Here is a 17,477-nt window from a genome sequence, read left to right on the forward strand (position 1 = left end):
GTTGTTTCTGATTGTATCTTAAGGACACTTAAAACCGCTTACGAAATTCAAACTGAAGCCGACTATCTGTCCTCCGTCTTCCTGACTCTTCACCTCCTAAATCCGTGGCTGCACGCAACACCAAATTTTCACTCAAACGATAGCGGAACCGCAGGCGAAACGGATCGCTAGACGTAAAATTTTTGCCCAAAGATGTAGAAAACTGACGGGTAACATCTAAAGTAGCTTCTCCTGCTACACCGATCGCCCCTCGACGCGATCGATCTTCTACTGGATAAACTCGTAACTCCGTTAATCCCAGAGCATCCCCCAGAGTCGTTTGCAGATTGGATAAAATTGTCGATCCGGCAATATTCACCAGCGCTAATGTCGTATTTCCACCACCGCCAATCGTATTCAAGAAACCGCCCCCAATGAGGGCAATAATTTCGGAACGACTGCGTACCGGAGAACTGGTTAATTCTAAATTATTTTCTAACTGAGAAGCTGGCCCAGTCACTGCAGCTTGAATACGCACTGTTTCCGTATCATTGTTATCCAAAGGTGGAGTGTCATCAATTTCATTTTGTCCCCAGAATAAAACTTCCGGTTGCCGACTGCCTTGAACCTCAGAAATAGACGCTTGCAGCACTAGATCCAGATCTGGATCTAACCCCTGACTGGGAATAAACCTTGCTTTATTCTCATATTCACGATCTACGCGGAACTGGGTAGAAATAATATTGATAAATCCCCGGTTAATATCAATTTCACCATCAGCACGAATATCATCAATGGGGCCATTAATAGTTAGCGTTCCTTCACCGTGAATATCAACAAAACCAGGCTGTAAAATGGCAATACCATCGGTTAAATCAATATCAAAGCTATCAAATACCGGAACTAAGCTATTCGAGGAAGGAACCTTATCTTCTCGATCCGTCTGTTGTAGTTTCGTAGCTTCTGCGGGCAAAATCTTTCCTTGAGTGAGAATAATATTCCCTTTGATGACCGGTTCCAAAGCTGTACCAGCAATTTCAATATTGCCATTTACGCCTCCATTGTAGATATCTTGGAAGTTAAAATCAATTTCTTCCAACTGAATTTTGAGCGGAATATTTTCCTCTTCTTCCGATAAAGGCAAATCAGGATCGGACAAAGGAATTAAGCCAGCCACTTCAATTTTTCCTTTGCTAAAATCGCCAGTGAGATTCTCGATCAAGACTTTCTCTCCGTTAAATTTAACCACACCATTGACATTAGTCATCGGTTCTGAAAGATTTTGGGATTGCAGGGTAGCATCAGCAATTTTTGCTTCTCCTAAAGCAATGGGATTATCTACTGTTCCGGAGACTTTAATGTTGACGTTTCCTGACCCTGCTACCCAATTCACTTGTTGACGAGTCAGCACATTTAAGATTCCCAATCCTTCATCTTCCAAGTTTAAGTCTAGCTGAATGTCTTGAGAAATCGGTGAGACAGAACCAAAGGGCAGGGGACTAGGAATACTACCCGTCAAAGTTACGGGAGAATCTCCGGTGACTAAGAGTTTACCGCCAAACCGCAATCGACCATCGGCGAGGGAAAAATTACCGGTGGCTTCTTGAATCGGCTCTTCATTTAATGTACCATCAGATAAATCTAATTTACCAATCACTTGAGGATTTTGTAGGCTTCCTCCTAAGAGTGTGGCAGTCGTATTAATTTTTCCGGTTAAATCAACGGGTAAATCGGGGATAAATTGCTGAATTAAGTCTACAGGTACATCTTCAACCTTTAGCTGACCGGATTGTTGTTCGCCGCCGACTTGTCCGGAAAATGTGATTAATCCTTCATTAGAATTAATGCGAACCGGTAGTAAGGTGAGAACATTATCTTTCAAGGTTCCTTTAACGATAATGGGATTAAAACTATATTTGCCCCATTCCCAGTTTTCGCCCAATAAATCGATATCGGCTGAAAGACCTTGTTTTAGAGAGCCGGAAATCTTAATATCGCCATCAAATCCCCCTTGCAGTTGAGCTAGAGCAGGAATGGGGAAGCGATCGCGCTCTTGCTGTCGTAAATCCTGTAATTTGAGAATTTCTGAGAAGCGACGCAACTGCTCTTCGACTGTTCTCTGGCTCCGATCAACAGTCACAACGCCTAAGTCTGCGGCTGTTCCGGTGGGCGGTGCAAAACCCTGGGCAATATCTTCTAGATCAAAAATTTGCAAGGCTTGCAAAACATCTTGTACGCTACCTTGGGCAATTTTCACTTCGGCTTCAAATTGCGGATCGCTCAGATCGGTTAGATTCACGGCTCCTTGCAGATTATATTCACTCTCGCCAATCTTTAACTGAGTATCGGTTAATTCTCCTTGACCGCCACTATAGTTTAATTTAGCGGTTAAAACCTCAGCTTCAACGGTGCCAATCGAGGGTTTATCCAGTTGAATTTCCCCTTGGGCAATAACAGCCATCGGATCGAAGATTTGAGGGAAACTGAGGTTAAAATTACCGGACGCTGTACCCGAAATTGGCCCTAAAGGAGTTGCCGTGGGAATCAGGTTTACTAACTCTAAGGGAAACTGAGCCACATCAACCTGAAAATGGGTTAAATCTGAGCCTTCAGAAGCAGGGGTTCGTTGTCCGGTGGCGATCGCCTCTCCCAACTTAAAAGTAAACGATTCGGGCATAAATGTGGGGTCAATGACCGCCGAAATCTCATCGGATTCTCCCTTTAAGGCGATCGCGGCTCCCTGACTCGGTGTAAACTGTATCGGCCCCTCAATCACTGGATCGAAGGCAATTTGATTCACGACCACATTTCTCAACCGCATTTGCCCATCTAAATTCGGCTGTAATCCCGTTCCCGCAATCCGTCCTGCAAAATCCACCTGACCTTGCACGGCTACAGCATCAGGCAGCGTAAAGGGCAGAGTCGCTAAATTGAAATCGGCAACCTCGGTCGTAAAATTATACCGAGAAGCCATTAGATCTTGGAAATTGGGCACAATTTGACCGACGGCTACGAGGCCAGATACGGGCGCAGTAGGGGCATCTGGGTTGGAAAATGAAAAATTGGGCGAACCTGCCCTCACAGAGGTCTCAGAAGGCACAACAACCGAACCTGCGGCAGCAACAATATCTAAAGAACGCCCATTCCAGGCTATTTGAGACTTAAATGGCCCTTGCTCTAAAATCGGTAACTTGGAGAGGAAAACTTCCCCTTGTGCTTGTATCGCTGTGGGATCGAAATTATCCAACCGTCCACCGGCTATCATTTGCCCGGCCCCCGTCAGGCGTTGGAACTCAGGCGGTAAGGTTAAACCCAACTGGTCTAACTCCACCTGTTCGGCATTCATTTTCGCTTGCCATTGTCCTTGCCTAGCGATCGCCTCTACATTAACGATACTATTACCCACATTTACAAATCCTTGGGCTTCAGCAAAGATGCTATTGGGTGAAACCTCATCTAACCGGCCCTGTGCATTGGCTACGCCACTAAAGGGTAACCTGGGCACATTAGCTGGAACTTGGGGAGATAACTGGTCAACATTGACCCCATCAGCGCGTACAGAGGCTTTCCACTCTCCATTGAGTACCTGTGCGATCGCATTTACTCGACCTCCAGCAATATCTAAATCGGCTTTCGCTTCTGCAACGATTGCCTCTGGAGATAAATTATTCACATCTCCCCTTAAATTCACGGTTGCACTCAGGGGAGATTGCAGAAAGGTCTGTTCCCTGGCAGCTAACTGTAACTGAGGAGACAAGAGGGAAGCTTGCACTTGGTTAATGTCTAGGGCGGCTTCCCACTGTCCACCCTCCAATACACCACCGCCTCTAATTATACCTCCAGCTAAATCCAGAGTCCCTTGCAATCGTCCTTGAACTGCTGACAGATTAGGGTTATCTAAGGAGCCAACGATTTCCGCCACTCCAGTAAACGGTGCTGCTTCGGCAAAAGGCAGTTGAAATTGCTGGGGTGGCACAAATTGTTCCAGTTCGCTGCGAAATTGACCCAATTGCACCGTATTCGCTTGCACTAATGTGGCAATTTGGTTATTCTGCAAACGACTGGATATATTGACTTGTCCTCCAGCCACATTCAGTTGACCTTCGGCGATCGCCTCAACTTGATTCAGACTAAAGTTTTCTAGAGGTACAATCATCTGCGCCCCACCACTAAACGGTGCAGCCAGTTGAGATGGTACAAGGGAAGAAAGGTTAGCCAGTTGGATGTTTTCCGCCCTAATTTCGGTTTGCAGTTGTAAGGGGATTTTGGGAAGAGGTGGCGTTGCCACCTCCCCTGTTTCTCGCCCGGGTATCTCTGTAGGGGCGGGTTCGCCGGGTTTTTGGTCTTCCAAGCTCGATCTTGGTGAACCCGCCCCTACGGAATTGGTTCCTGTATTTAAACCAACTAGACGGGCAACCGCTTGTACTTGTCCGCCAGCGAGATTGGTTTGGGCGATCGCCTCTAAATCATTCAGCGGCCCTATGACTCGAATTTGGGGCGAAACCGTTCCTACCGTAATATCCGAAGGCACTTGGTAAAGTTGAGCGATCGCATCTACAGGAATATTTTGCCCTTGGGCTTCAAATACCAGAAAGGGTTGTTGCGAGTTAGGAGTATTATTTTCTGTCGGTGCAGAAGTAGGGGCGGGTTCACTAAGATCTGGGTTGGCTTCCTCAAGGCTTGGCGAACCCGCCCCTCCATTATCTTGACTTGGATCTGGATTGGCAGGCTCATTCACCGGTAATTGCAACTCTCCCTGTCCCAGTATTTCGCCACCCAGGGTAGGAACCAGTTTCAAGCCTTGAATAGCGATCGTGGAATTGGCGTAAGCAAATTGACTGGTGATTTGTGCAAATTCGACGCGATCGATTTGCGTGGGCTTTGTGGTTTCAAATAATCCCACCAGTAAGGGTTGCTCAAACGGCCCTTCCAACTTCGCTTTTACTTGGAATTCTCCAGTTGCCTGTACTGGTAATTCCGTCTCGATCGTTTCAGTCAGTGTTTTAAATGTGACTGGCTCTAAGGAAGCGACAACCTGAATCCCCTGTTGCAGATCGATTCCTCCTTCTAGGGATATCGGAAGGCGATCGGCATAAAGAATAGACCCTTCTTCGACTAACACCAATTGATTTTGGAATTGCAGAGTGGCTTGCCCTTGGGACAGATAAAGGGGAACTTGGGTAATGTCAAATTGAGGCTCTTCTGTATTGTCATTGTCCTCTGGTTTTTCCGGCTCAGTCTCATCTGATTTGGACTCTGGAAGGGTATACTCTCCAGCGATCTCGCTCACCAATAGCGTCCCATTGAGCAAAGAGGATGGAATATCTTGCAGATTAATTCGTCCGTTGATATTTCCATTGAGTTTACCGCCCGTTAATGCTACTTCTGGGGGTAAATTGGGCACTAAATTTGTTAAGGGAATCAAGTCTAGATCTTGCGATCGCGCCTGTACCCTTACCCGTTGCTCCCGGTTCAAAAATTCTCCTTTCGCTTGCACCTCTCCGGGACTTTGATCTTGAGCTACAGTTGCATCAAAGCTAATCCGATTATACTCGTCAAAAAACTCAGCAGTGGCGCGAATCGGCTTAAACGTTACACTATCTTCAACACTTACCCCTTCTCCTTTCCAGGGAACCAAGACCACAGTGGCATTTTGCACCCCAGCTTTAATCACATTAATCTTAAATTGCCCTTCTTTCGGCTCTTCTTCAGTAATGTCCAAATTCAGCCATTGATGTTCTGCATTTTCTTCTAAATAAACTTGGGGATTAATTAAGGTCAGATCCAGATTAATCTCATTGTCAATCACATCAATGGGATTAAACTTAACCTCAACTGCTTCTACCGTAGCGCGATCGGGATCGGTTGCAGTGGCAGGCAATCCAGAAGGGCCAAAGCGGATACTATTTAAAGATACCCTCTGCACCGGGCCAATTTCTAGGGGACGCTTGAGGGTTTTACTCAACGCTTCTGCCACCATGGGGCCTAATCCTGTGTGTACCCAATGCCAACCATAGGCTCCTCCCGCCACCAACAATAGCACCACACCACCTAACCCCCATCCAGCCCAACGTCGCCATTTTCCCGGCTCGTCCGCGTCTTCCCATGGCTCCTGTTGATCTTCAGCATCCATAAGCTCAAGATCCGATTCTGGTAGTTGATTGGGATCGTTAGGGGTTGTCATGTCCTCACACCGTTCTGAATACTCACACCTTGTTCTGATGATGCCACGGGAATCGCGGGAATGGGGAATAGGCAAAAGGCAATTTCCCCGCGTCCCCGCGTCTCCGTGTCTCCGCGTCGGAGCGTCTCTGCGTCCCCGCGTCTCCGCGTCACCCCATCTCCCTATCCCCCCATCCCCGCGTCTCCGTGTCACCCCATCCCCTAACTGCTATAAAATAAGGGAAAATAATCGAATTTGGGAGCGTTAACTTCTAGTAGCTTATGCGAGTTTATGTCCTGTTGTTTAATGTAGGCACGGAAAATGAGGGAATTCATACGATTAAGGTTCCCCACACCAATCCTAGGCAAGTGCGCAATAAGGTTTTAGTCTTTGAAGTCGAGGATGATGCCACTCGGTTTGCCTTGCAGTTAGAGGCTCAGGATTTCCCTTCTCCTAGTGTAGAGGCGATCGATGAAGATGAGATTAAGGCGTTTTGCGAAGAGGCAGATCTAGATTTTGAGTGGGTGAGTGAGGGGAAATTGGTCATTCCTCCAGAGAGTAATGTGGATTCTTTAGATTGGAGTGAGGAAGAGCCTGATGTACCGAGCGCTGAAGAGTCAGAGTCAGAAATGAGTTCGGAAGAACTCGATCGCATTCGCCGAAGTTTGGAAGGATTGTTATAAGACCATGGAAAATCGAGGTCATCTGTTAACAGAGCAAATTAATCTCCAAAGTTTAACGTTAGACGAATTGGGAACTGTGCAGTTGGTGGAGCTGTTTAATCGGGAAGATGCTCAAACGGTTGTGGCTTGTTCGCAGGCGAAGGAACAGTTAGCAGAAGCCATTGATCGGACGGCGTTAGCGCTTCAAAATGGGGGACGGTTGTTTTATGTGGGCGCGGGAACGAGCGGCCGTTTAGGGGTGCTGGATGCGGCGGAATGTCCGCCTACGTTCTGTTCTGACCCTAAGATGGTACAGGGGATTTTAGCCGGGGGTGAGGCTGCCCTGGTACGCAGTTCTGAGGGCTTAGAGGATAGATTTGAGGATGGGGTGCAGGTCATTGAGCAGTATCAGGTGACCTCGAAGGATGTGGTCGTGGGAATTACGGCTGGAGGGACAACGCCCTATGTTCAGGGGGCGTTGCAGGGGGCAAAAGCACAGGGGGCAACGACGATTTTTATGGCTTGCGTGCCTGTTGAGCAGGTTTCGATCGCGGTGGATGTGGATATTCGCTTATTAGTGGGGCCGGAAGTTTTGGCTGGTTCCACGCGCCTGAAGGCGGGAACGGCAACGAAAATGGCGCTGAATATTTTGTCTACTGGGGTGATGGTGAAATTGGGGAAGGTGTATGGTAACCGGATGGTGGATGTGGCGGTGACGAATACGAAGTTACGCGATCGCGCTCTACGCATTTTAGAGGATTTAACGGAGTTGGGGCGATCGCAATGCGAGCAACTTTTAGACGAGAGCGGACAACGGGTTAAGGTAGCTTTACTGATGGCTTGGACAGGAGTGGATGCTCAAACAGCTCAGAGTTATCTGGATCAAAACCAAGGAAATCTGCGATCGGCTTTAGCTGCTGTTTCCTCCTGAGAGTAGAATTGAGTTGAGACTCTTGACATTAAAGATTGTTTGGTGCAACAATTCAAGGTAAGAATATCCATAAGTGTTCGTCTCATGGGTAGTACCTCCGATTCTCAGGTTAGTGCAAGTCCAGTATTCTGGCCTAGCATGTATCTGAATCAGGAATTAGCCCTTCAGATAACTGGTAGTTCAGCAGACTGGATCTGCACTGGTTTGAGGCTCGAAGGTAGTAAGTTTGAGACGTTTACTAAGATGTAATCAAGAAAACTGTCGCTTATTCACTTAAGCGTCACTTTTGCTTGTACGCGATATTCCAACTGTAGTTATTGGAATAGTAAACCATGAATTCCAAACAAAAACAGAATAAAAGAGCCAAACTCATTGAACAGTTTGGCACTCGGTGTTATTGGTGTGAATGCATTCTATCCCCCGAAGAAATCACCCTCGATCACCTGATTCCTAAAAAACATGGAGGTTCTAACTCTTTAGAAAATCTGCGTATTACCTGTTTTTCCTGCAATAATCAACGAGGACATAGCCTTTTTCCTCCCCCATCTTTTAGGAAAAAAGTGAGGTAGTCTATTGTTGTAGGGGGAGGTTTTAAACCTCCCCCTACAACTTTAATTAAATATACAGTATAATAGAGGATTGCAATCAATCATAAAATACTCCATATCTATGACTTTGGATATAGACCATCAAGAGATAAATTTAAAACAAAGAAAAAAGCAAAAATCACTAGCAGAAGATGCTAGTTACTTTCACAAACTTTTGATGTTTAAAAATGAAAAACTTCTCCATCGTGCCTTAACCCATCGTTCATATGTTAATGAAAATCCTGGAGCTATAGGACACAATGAACGTTTAGAATTTCTTGGTGATGCCATTTTGACCTTTATCAGTGGTCAATATCTCTATCAGCGCTATCCGGAAATGGGAGAAGATGAAATGACCAGACGGCGCTCCGCTTTAGTCGATCAAAAACAATTGGCTAGATTTGCAGTTGAAGTTGGTCTAGACTTGAGAATGCGTCTAAGTCAAGGGTTAATCAAAGAAGGGGGATATCAAAATCCAAATTTACTCAGTAGTACCTTTGAAGCCATTGTTGGGGCTTACTATTTAGATTGCGATCAAAACATGGAAAAAGTGCGCTCTGTCATAGAAGAACTGTTTGATTCTGTCCCTCAAGAGCAAATGGTGGCTCGTTCCAACATCGACTCAAAAAATCGATTACAGGAATTAGTCCAAGCGAGGGGAGCCAAAAATCCTCCCAAATATGTAACGGAAAAAATAGGCGGTATGGATCATGCTCCAGAATTCATGTCTACAGTTTTTATTAGTGATAAAGCCTGGGGTAAAGGCAAAGGAAGAAGCAAAAAAGATGCAGAAAAGGAAGCGGCTACTTATGCCCTAGGTAAGTTAAAAGAAAAGGGGATTATCTAATCTAACTTTAGACTTACGCAAACATCAGTTTTGGTTAAGCGGGAGTAAAATTAGAGTAAATAGAGGAGCGATCGCGCAAAAGAGGAATGGAACCCTTACCCAGCAATTGGACAGATGTTATCCCTGATATTATCTACGAAACTGCGGAAGAATTCTTGGTCTCGTTTGCGAAAAAGCAAATCCGCCTCGCTCAACGCTATGATGGACAGAGTAAACATCTGAAAGCTATTGAAAATGGTAGAGTTCCAGCCAATGGTAGCATCGGTCTCGTTCCTTCGGAATTACCCGATTTTGACCTGAAATCAAAAGTCTTAGGACAAGGAGGAGATTACCGGTTGCATGGATACTTTATCGAAAATATACTACATTTCCCTGGCATGAGAACCAGTCATTAAAACATCACTATGACCATCCCTAATCATACTGTTTGGAATAGCTTATCCCAATTTCTAGATGAAATTGAACCGTGCAGAATTGCTCAACAACATCTAGAATCCTGTAACGATAATATCCAAGGTTATTGGGACAGTGAAAATCAATTTTACGATCGGGTTACATTGCTTGACTCACCAACCATTACTCTGGTGAATAGTGCTATTGGTATTAACCAGGTCAACGAGAAGGCTTGTCCGTGGATTAAGTTGGAATTTTTACTCACCCCATATAATAATTCAGAAGATGAAGAAATTGGCGAACTGACTCTTGTTTTAGATGCTCAGTTAAATATTATCGATGAAAATTGGTGTCTCGATCTCGATTCTCCTGTTGTTGCTATTTCTGAGAATGCTGAGTGCGATCGTCAAATAGAACCGATCCGGTTAAAATAATATTAAAAGCGACTATCGAGAAAATAGAGAGTTAATTGTTAATTATTAATTATCCCCTGTCCCCTGGTATAATTAAATTGGCCTATGCCTTGGCTCTCTAGCTCTAAGGCGTAGCATTCTGTCCCATTGGCAATTCCTCTATGATGTCTGCTGTGTCCAACAATTCCCTTACATTCCTCATCTTACTCGTTGCCCTGGGCATCTTGTTTTGGGGATTTCAACGCGCTCGTCCCTATGGTAGGTTGGGAATCTTGGCTTGGTTGCAATCTGTGGTGCTGATGGTTCCCTGGTTGTTGTTTTTTGGGCTGTTTTCCCTGGGAATTTATCTCAACTTGGCGGGAATTTTGTTTATGCTGGTGGGTTCAACCGCAATTTATATTTTTCTGGGCCGACAGTTGCGAGTATCGGGACAAGATGAGCTGTTGCGTCAACAGGTAGCAGAGCGCTTGAAACAGCGGCAGGAAAACCCTTCGACTTCCCTCAGTGACCAAGCGTTGGCGGCTCAAACTGGGGAGATGCCTTCGGTTGTTGCGTCAGAACCGATTGGCATTCCAGCAGAGGAATTGAATCAGATTAAGGAAATTTTTGGCATCGATACCTATTTTCTCACGGAAACTCTGCCCTATCAAGAAGGGGCAATTTTTAAGGGGAATTTACGAGGAGACCCAGATCAGTCGTATGAGAAACTTTCGGAGCGGTTAAAGGGGCGCCTGGGCGATCGCTATCGGTTATTCTTAGTTATGGGCCCAGATAATAAGCCCATTGCGATCGTACTTCCCCAAAGTCAAGACCCCAAACCCCTCACCCTGGGTCAAAAGGCTTTAGCCGTAGGTTTAGGACTCGCTACCCTCGCCACCAGTATGGAAGCAGGCGGTATTTTTCAAGGGTTTGACTGGTTTAGTGAATGGTCAAGATGGCCCGAAGCCCTGCCGATCGCCATTGGCCTGTGGGCGATATTATTAGTTCATGAGTTGGGCCATGGCTGGATAGCCAAAAAATACCACATTCGCCTCAGTTTGCCCTTTTTCCTCCCCACCTGGCAAGTCGGTTCCTTTGGCGCTATTACCCGGTTTGAGTCCATCTTACCCAACCGCAGTGTTCTGTTTGATATTGCCATTGCCGGGCCAGCAGCAGGGGGTTTATTATCCCTATTTCTGTTAATTTTAGGTTTATCCTTGTCCCATCCCGGTAGCCTGTTTCAAATTCCCTCCCAATTTTTCCAAGGTTCAGTTTTAGTGGGAACCTTAGCCCGAGGAATTTTAGGGGATGTGTTGCAAAATTCCCTCGTTGATGTGCATCCATTAACCTTAATGGGATGGTTAGGTTTAGTTCTCAGTGCCATTAACCTCATGCCTGCGGGTCAATTGGATGGAGGGCGCATGGTACAAGCGATTTACGGACGCAAAATCGCCGGAATCACCACCGTTGCCACGTTAATTGTGTTGGGGTTTGCCTCATTTGTGACTCCATTAGCGTTGTATTGGGCGATCGTCATTTTAGTCCTACAACGGGATTTAGAGCGACCTAGCTCAAATGAAATTACAGAACCCAATGATGCTCGCGCTGCTTTGGCTCTTTTAGCCCTATTTTTGATGATTGCCACTCTGATGCCCTTGACTCCCAGTTTAGCCGGGCGTTTAGGGATTGGGTGATTATGTTTCTCCTCTAGGTTTGAATGGGATGAAAAGTCTACTGATCGCAGGAACGGATACGGAAACGGGCAAAAGTGTCTTAACGACAGCCTTAATTGCCTATTGGCAAACCTATTACAAAGACCGACCCCTAGGGGTAATGAAACCTATTCAATCTGGAGTGGGAGACCTAGAACTCTACCTGGATTTATTTATCCTCAACCAGGCTCCAGAATCCATTACCCCCCTCTATCTGCAAACTCCAGTTGCCCCTCCTATTGCCGCAGAAGTGGAGAATAAGACGATTGACCTTGCCCCTATATGGCAGGCATTTACTAGCCTTCAGAAGAGCAAAGAGTTGGTAATTGTGGAAGGTTTGGGGGGTTTAGGTTCGCCGATTACTCATGAATTGGTTATTGCCGACTTAGCCAGGGACTGGAAACTACCCACGGTGTTAGTCGTTCCGGTTAAGTTGGGGGCGATCGCCCAAACGGTTGCCAATGTAGCTCTCGCCCGTCAATATCGCGTACCCCTGATCGGACTAGTTCTCAATTGTATCCATCCCTGTACTCCTACCCAACAGGAACAATGGGCCCCCATTTCCCTCATCGAGTCCCTCACTCAAATGCCAATTCTAGGCACACTTCCCTATTTAGAGAATCCCAGAGATGTAAGCCAATTGACCCAAGCAGCAGCCCGTCTCGATCTAGAGCGTTTTTTCATCTATTAAAAGTTAAAAAAAATCAAGCCAGCTAATCATTATCCAATTTCACTTTTGGGTTAAAATTCTCTAACAATTATTGGAATGACATAACCCATGAAACTGCAAAGATTACTGGTTTTACCTTTACTTTTCTTAATCTCCTGTGGTTCCCAGGAAATAGAGTCTACAAACAGCAACCGGGAAGCGATCGCCGCTTGTCCGGAGCGACTGACCTTAGCAGTTACCGATATTTTCGGAGAAGAAGAGCTAAAAAAAGACTTTGGTGAATTTCAAACCATTTTGGGGGAAGCTTTGGGAATTTCTATTGATCTCTTTCCGATGAATGACCGCGTTACTGCTGTCCCTGCATTACTCTTTGAGCGTATCGATCTCGCTCTAGCAGGGCCTTCTGAATATGTGCTTTTAAAAGCCAATGCTGACGCGATTCCCTTAGTAGGAATTACCCGTCCTGGCTATTATACCGTCATTGTTGCCAATGCCAACAGCGGGATTGAGAATTTGCAACAGCTCAAAGGAAAAACTATTGGCATTCGAGAAGAGGGTTCAACTGCAAGTCACTTAGGCGCTCTGAAAATATTAGCTGATATGGGGTTAAAACCCAATCAAGATTTTAACGTAGAAATTATTGGCAGCGATCGCGGCTTAGTGGTACTCAAGGATGGCAAGCTAGACGCTTGGTCAGATGGTAACCATCACTATCAGCGTGCCCTAGAAAAATATAATCTTCAAGCATCAGAATTCACCCGGATTTCCCAGGGCAAACCCTTGCCAAACGATCTGATTGTTGCGAATCCATCCCTAAATGCAGAGTGTATCGCACAACTGCAAGCTCGGATTGTTGAAAATGAAAGGAAATTAATTGACGCGATTGGGGTCTCCCCAGCGAACAAAAAATACGCCCAGTCACAAATAGTTCCCGCTAAAGACGAAGATTACGACCTGATTCGGGAGGGATATAAGGCGATCGGTGAAGAAGATTTACTTTCTCCAAACCAATAACCTATTATCATTCATAAGCTAACCCAAGCAAGCATGGAGCAATTCACCATGAAACAGTGGCTGAACCACTGGCAAGTTTCCAGTATCTTCAGAAAAATTGGTTACGCTAACTTCCTAGTGGTGAGTATCTCCATTTCTGGAACATTTATCGGATTTTTAATTGGCGATTATTATGAAGAACAAGCACAGAAAAGTTTGACCAAAGCCATTCAACAAGAAGAGCTACTGCACAACCTAGAAACTTACATCTTCAAAATTCAATCCCACCCCTATAAACTCATTAGTACGGTAGAAGAAGCCCTATGGTTCAGTTACAAGATACAGCAATTTGAAGAAGATATTGATTACATAGAAGGCTTAGTAAGCGAACTGAATCAATTAGGAGACCTTTCAGGAAGTGCAGCCCAATCTATCGATCGCTTTTGCGAACAAGCCCAAACAGTCATAGATAATTATGCCGAGCGCTTTGAAGAAATCCTACCTCAAGTCGATCCCCTGAGATTATCACCAGACAAACGAGGCAATGCTCAACAGCAAGTTTTGCTGGCTGTTCTGGAGAAAGAGAGTCAAGAAATTGACATTCAATTTGAGAGATTAAGCAATCAACTCAACAGACTTTTACAAATTTCCGAGGATTATCAAGAAAAGGCATCCCTGCAAACTAAGCAGGCAAAAAAAATCCGCAAAGTCGTCATTTTTTTTAGTCTAACGGTTTCTACTTCTATGGCATTTATTTTAGCTTTTTATACCGGAAGAAAAATTGCTAGCCCCATTGAAGTAGTAACCCAGACCGCTCAAAAAGTGACGGCTGAATCTAATTACGATCTCGAAGCGCCTGTCCTGACTAACGATGAAGTTGGCATCTTAGCAAATGCCTTAAATCAACTCATTCAAAAAGTCAAAAAACAGCTCTATGAACTCTCAGAAGCGCAATCTTTTTTAGAAAACAGAGTTGAAGAGAGGACTCATGAGTTGAAGGAAACATTAGATACCTTAAAAGAGACTCAAGCTCAACTGATTCAAACAGAAAAAATGTCAAGCTTGGGCGAAATGGTTGCTGGAGTAGCCCATGAAATCAATAATCCTGTTAGTTTTATTTATGGCAATATTAGCCATGCCCAAGAATACCTAGATAACTTTTTAGATTTACTGAGTCTTTACCAGGAACTTTATCCAGATGTTAGGGCAGAAATTACAGAAAAGATGGAAGAAATCGATTTTGAGTATATTCAATCTGATTTTCCGAAAATCTTGGACTCAATGCGGATGGGAACCAACCGCATTCAATCTATTGTCTCTTCTTTAAGAAACTTCTCCCGTTTAGATGAATCAGAAGTAAAAGATGTTAACCTTCATGAAGGTTTAGATAGTACGTTGATTATTCTTGGTAACAAACTCAAATTAGGCGTTGAAATCATTACAACTTATGGAGAATTACCGGATATCACTTGTTATCCCTCCCAACTCAATCAAGTATTTTTAAATTTAATTGTGAATGCAATTGATGCTTTGTTAAGTAGTGAAATCGAGCCTAAACAGATCGCAATTTCAACGGATAGAATCAATCCAGATAAAATCCAGGTTAAGATTCAAGATAATGGCCCGGGAATTCCGGAAGAAATTCGCCATAAGATCTTTAACCCATTTTTTACAACCAAGCCAATTGGCAAAGGAACGGGTTTGGGTTTAGCCATTTCCTATCGCATTATCGAGAAACATCAGGGGAAAATCGAAGTCTTTTCTGCAATGGGTAAAGGAACGACCTTTGAAATCACGCTTCCCATTGAGTTGGTTCAGGCTTAAATTAGCAGTAAAATACGGATTTATAATCATCATTCCTCACTCAAAAGTTGTTCGACAAAGCGATAAAGAACTGATGGATGTTCGCTGTCTAACACTTGTTGTTTTAAGACTCTTAATCCTTTTGCCAAGGGTTCAGCTTGAGGCTGATAACGGGTATTGGCACTGAGTAAATCTTCAAAAACTTGTTGTTCAATTTCCTCTCGTTTAGGAGGTTCTCCACTTTTGGGGAAAGGACTTTCATACTCAGTTCCAGTGACTTCATATTTGAGCAAGAAAATGAGCGCCTGACTTTTTTCGTGTAATGTTTGCCGTAATTTTCGGACATTAATATCTAACCGATTAAATCCTAATTGTCCCTCAATTCGCAATTCAACGATCGCTTCCTTTGTCTGGTATATTTCCTCACCCACTTTTTTCTCGGCTGCTTCTTCAACTTCCTCTTGCGTTTGCTGCTTGTTCACTTTTAGCTTAAGTCGCACAATCGGCCGTTGATAATAGTCTCGCTTTAACTGTGCCTGTATTTCACTCTTTTCAAGAGCAACTAAATATACTCCTCTTGGGTTTTGATCCTGTCCCTCTGCAATACTATTGGCTTCGGTTGAACCTGGATTAAAAATCCATCCTTCAGCCGTATACTGTTTATGGATATGACCCAAGGCTAAATAATCAATTCCAGCTTCTTTAAGAGGTCTTAACTCATCATATTTCAGCGCTCCCGAATAGCGAGAAATTTGTCCTTCTAAACCATGGTGGAATAACATGATCTGATAGGTCGGGGGATCGGGCAAGTGTTGAATCGAGTCTGCTAACTGAAGAATAGCTTTCGGAGCGGATGCACCATACCAGCGAGATCCAATCACTCTCACATCACAAGGCAGATCGATATAGCCTCCCTGTCGTGTTTCCGGAGTCCACAGATCGTAAGCTTGTTCGGCATTGGGTTCCAATAAAATGAGCAGTTCACTATCAGCTAAATAGCGTAGCCAACTGGTGCGCGTCCCATAGGGGAGATTATCATGATTGCCTTCGATCGCCAAAACCGGAATATTTGCCTTTTGCAGCAATTCTAAACCAATCTGCGCCTGATTCAGGGTCGCCGGTAGAATCTGGCGATGTTCAAACAAGTCTCCAGCAATGAGGACAAAATCGACCGATTCGGCGATCGCATATTTCTCTAGGGCATCCTTAAAGGCAAAGAAGAAATCCTTAGTTCGCTCTGCATTATCATAGCGATCGAATCCCAAATGAACATCCGACAGGTGTAAAAATCGAGCCATAATTAATCAAAGATCGTATGTATCGCTTTGCGCTAGGGAACAGGGAACAGGGAATAGGGAATAGGATTGTGGTACATGGCTTTGGGGGTTGAACAGTGTACTCTATAACAGCACTTTGCGCTGTAAGTAATAGACACTCTCCCAAGAGCTTGCATCCGTGTCCCCTTCACCTTAAGCGAGGGCCGTTTTTCCTTGGAGATAATCGTCAATTTGTTGGCGATGATCGTGGGAAAGGCTACCTTCGGGTAAATTCGACCAGTCGTAAGCTTGAACCGTTTGAATTTCCAAGGTATCTTGAATGCTAATCTCCCCTTCTACTTGTGCTTCCACCATAATACAAACGGAATGGATGCGCGGATCGCGATCGGGTGCAGAATATACCCCGACTAATCGCCGAATACTCACCACGGTTAAGCCAGTTTCTTCCGCCACTTCTCGCACTGCTGCTTGCTGAATTGTTTCGCCCCAATCGACTAATCCTCCGGGTAAGCCCCAGGATTCATCATCCTTGCGTTGCACTAAGACTACACGTCCATCGGGAAGAATCGGTACAATACTGGTTCCCACCAAGGGATGGCGGAAAATGAGTCCAAGAACAGTTTGAAAAATTTGCCACAGACGGCTCATAGGAAGTCAATCAAGGGAATAAGGGCAGTGCAAAGTTAGGGACTGAGCAAGAGGTTCGATCATCTTAACGTGTTAGTTTTTCAAAGTCGAGGCTTGAAGAAAGAGCGCTAATGCAACTTGCTGATGTACCCACAGAAGGGTTATAATCACTCTTCTGTGCCATCAGTGATTTCCAATGAGGTGAACATGGCGAAACGCCGTAATCCGAAAAAAGAAAAGGCTCAAAGAAACCTAGCATACGCTCGTAAGTTCCGTAAACGGACTCATCGGGGCTATACCAGCAGACGTTCTCCGATGGATAGTCTCCAAAATGAGAAAGAGGAGAAAGAAAAGGAAGAGAATGAAGTTGAAGCAACCTCTGATGGGAGCTAATACCATTTCTATTTGAAGATGCATTGAACAAGGGGCTAGAAGCCCCTT

General features: G+C 44.8%; 14 protein-coding genes. 11 read left to right on the plus strand and 3 right to left on the minus strand.

From position 1 onward, the window contains the following. Window positions 1–28: 28 nt before the first annotated feature. Window positions 29–6,163: a translocation/assembly module TamB domain-containing protein gene (locus tag J7545_RS23715; protein WP_318720205.1), complete on the minus strand. Its 6,135-nt coding sequence runs from the start codon at window positions 6,161–6,163 to the stop codon at window positions 29–31. Between the two features lie 260 nt (window positions 6,164–6,423). Between J7545_RS23715 and J7545_RS23720 the strand changes: the two genes are divergently transcribed. The 10 genes from J7545_RS23720 (at window position 6,424) to J7545_RS23765 (ending at window position 15,153) form a co-directional block, all read left to right on the plus strand. After that, window positions 6,424–6,825 (plus strand): DUF3110 domain-containing protein, encoded by a 402-nt coding sequence (locus J7545_RS23720; protein WP_318699850.1) that lies wholly within the window; start codon window positions 6,424–6,426, stop codon window positions 6,823–6,825. 4 nt (window positions 6,826–6,829) lie between these two features. Then, on the plus strand, window positions 6,830–7,735 hold the full coding sequence (gene murQ / locus J7545_RS23725) for an N-acetylmuramic acid 6-phosphate etherase (RefSeq protein ID WP_318720206.1): 906 nt from the start codon (window positions 6,830–6,832) through the stop codon (window positions 7,733–7,735). A gap of 332 nt (window positions 7,736–8,067) precedes the next feature. Next, window positions 8,068–8,304 carry an HNH endonuclease signature motif containing protein gene (locus J7545_RS23730; protein WP_318720207.1) on the plus strand — a complete coding sequence of 79 codons (237 nt, stop codon included), beginning with the start codon at window positions 8,068–8,070 and terminating at the stop codon, window positions 8,302–8,304. A gap of 196 nt (window positions 8,305–8,500) precedes the next feature. Further along, the gene (gene rnc, locus J7545_RS23735; protein ID WP_318699339.1) at window positions 8,501–9,169 is read left to right on the plus strand and encodes a ribonuclease III; all 669 of its coding nucleotides are present in this window, start codon (window positions 8,501–8,503) and stop codon (window positions 9,167–9,169) included. Between the two features lie 86 nt (window positions 9,170–9,255). Further along, on the plus strand, window positions 9,256–9,564 hold the full coding sequence (locus J7545_RS23740; RefSeq protein ID WP_318699338.1) for a hypothetical protein: 309 nt from the start codon (window positions 9,256–9,258) through the stop codon (window positions 9,562–9,564). 9 nt (window positions 9,565–9,573) lie between these two features. After that, window positions 9,574–9,996, plus strand: coding sequence for a hypothetical protein (locus tag J7545_RS23745; protein ID WP_318699337.1), 423 nt, complete (start codon window positions 9,574–9,576; stop codon window positions 9,994–9,996). Window positions 9,997–10,139: 143 nt separating this feature from the next. After that, the gene (locus J7545_RS23750; protein ID WP_413038746.1) at window positions 10,140–11,648 is read left to right on the plus strand and encodes a site-2 protease family protein; all 1,509 of its coding nucleotides are present in this window, start codon (window positions 10,140–10,142) and stop codon (window positions 11,646–11,648) included. A 28-nt stretch (window positions 11,649–11,676) separates the two neighbouring features. After that, window positions 11,677–12,357, plus strand: coding sequence for a dethiobiotin synthase (gene bioD / locus J7545_RS23755; protein WP_318699335.1), 681 nt, complete (start codon window positions 11,677–11,679; stop codon window positions 12,355–12,357). An 87-nt stretch (window positions 12,358–12,444) separates the two neighbouring features. After that, on the plus strand, window positions 12,445–13,350 hold the full coding sequence (locus J7545_RS23760) for a PhnD/SsuA/transferrin family substrate-binding protein (protein WP_318699334.1): 906 nt from the start codon (window positions 12,445–12,447) through the stop codon (window positions 13,348–13,350). Between the two features lie 48 nt (window positions 13,351–13,398). After that, window positions 13,399–15,153, plus strand: coding sequence for an ATP-binding protein (locus J7545_RS23765; RefSeq protein ID WP_318699333.1), 1,755 nt, complete (start codon window positions 13,399–13,401; stop codon window positions 15,151–15,153). 29 nt (window positions 15,154–15,182) lie between these two features. On the opposite strand, the gene J7545_RS23770 is transcribed toward J7545_RS23765, so the two are convergent. Both J7545_RS23770 and J7545_RS23775 read right to left on the minus strand, forming a co-directional pair. Beyond that, on the minus strand, window positions 15,183–16,430 hold the full coding sequence (locus J7545_RS23770; RefSeq protein WP_318699332.1) for a DNA repair exonuclease: 1,248 nt from the start codon (window positions 16,428–16,430) through the stop codon (window positions 15,183–15,185). A 171-nt stretch (window positions 16,431–16,601) separates the two neighbouring features. After that, window positions 16,602–17,057: an NUDIX hydrolase gene (locus J7545_RS23775; RefSeq protein ID WP_318699331.1), complete on the minus strand. Its 456-nt coding sequence runs from the start codon at window positions 17,055–17,057 to the stop codon at window positions 16,602–16,604. 186 nt (window positions 17,058–17,243) lie between these two features. Between J7545_RS23775 and J7545_RS23780 the strand changes: the two genes are divergently transcribed. Continuing rightward, on the plus strand, window positions 17,244–17,429 hold the full coding sequence (locus J7545_RS23780; RefSeq protein WP_271941479.1) for a hypothetical protein: 186 nt from the start codon (window positions 17,244–17,246) through the stop codon (window positions 17,427–17,429). Window positions 17,430–17,477 lie beyond the last annotated feature (48 nt).

Source organism: Roseofilum sp. SBFL, from assembly GCF_017746885.1.
Taxonomy (GTDB): domain Bacteria; phylum Cyanobacteriota; class Cyanobacteriia; order Cyanobacteriales; family Desertifilaceae; genus Roseofilum.

Bases quoted from the DNA above. Each gene is read 5' to 3' on its own strand.
- J7545_RS23765 (WP_318699333.1), top strand. From the start codon at position 13,399: ATGAAACAGTGGCTGAACCACTGGCAAGTTTCCAGTATCTTCAGAAAA.
- rnc (WP_318699339.1), top strand. From the start codon at position 8,501: ATGTTTAAAAATGAAAAACTTCTCCATCGTGCCTTAACCCATCGTTCA.
- bioD (WP_318699335.1), top strand. From the start codon at position 11,677: ATGAAAAGTCTACTGATCGCAGGAACGGATACGGAAACGGGCAAAAGT.
- J7545_RS23740 (WP_318699338.1), top strand. From the start codon at position 9,256: ATGGAACCCTTACCCAGCAATTGGACAGATGTTATCCCTGATATTATC.
- J7545_RS23750 (WP_413038746.1), top strand. From the start codon at position 10,140: ATGTCTGCTGTGTCCAACAATTCCCTTACATTCCTCATCTTACTCGTT.
- J7545_RS23775 (WP_318699331.1), bottom strand. From the start codon at position 17,057: ATGAGCCGTCTGTGGCAAATTTTTCAAACTGTTCTTGGACTCATTTTC.
- J7545_RS23720 (WP_318699850.1), top strand. From the start codon at position 6,424: ATGCGAGTTTATGTCCTGTTGTTTAATGTAGGCACGGAAAATGAGGGA.
- J7545_RS23760 (WP_318699334.1), top strand. From the start codon at position 12,445: ATGAAACTGCAAAGATTACTGGTTTTACCTTTACTTTTCTTAATCTCC.
- J7545_RS23730 (WP_318720207.1), top strand. From the start codon at position 8,068: ATGAATTCCAAACAAAAACAGAATAAAAGAGCCAAACTCATTGAACAG.
- J7545_RS23780 (WP_271941479.1), top strand. From the start codon at position 17,244: ATGGCGAAACGCCGTAATCCGAAAAAAGAAAAGGCTCAAAGAAACCTA.
- J7545_RS23745 (WP_318699337.1), top strand. From the start codon at position 9,574: ATGACCATCCCTAATCATACTGTTTGGAATAGCTTATCCCAATTTCTA.
- J7545_RS23715 (WP_318720205.1), bottom strand. From the start codon at position 6,163: ATGACAACCCCTAACGATCCCAATCAACTACCAGAATCGGATCTTGAG.
- murQ (WP_318720206.1), top strand. From the start codon at position 6,830: ATGGAAAATCGAGGTCATCTGTTAACAGAGCAAATTAATCTCCAAAGT.
- J7545_RS23770 (WP_318699332.1), bottom strand. From the start codon at position 16,430: ATGGCTCGATTTTTACACCTGTCGGATGTTCATTTGGGATTCGATCGC.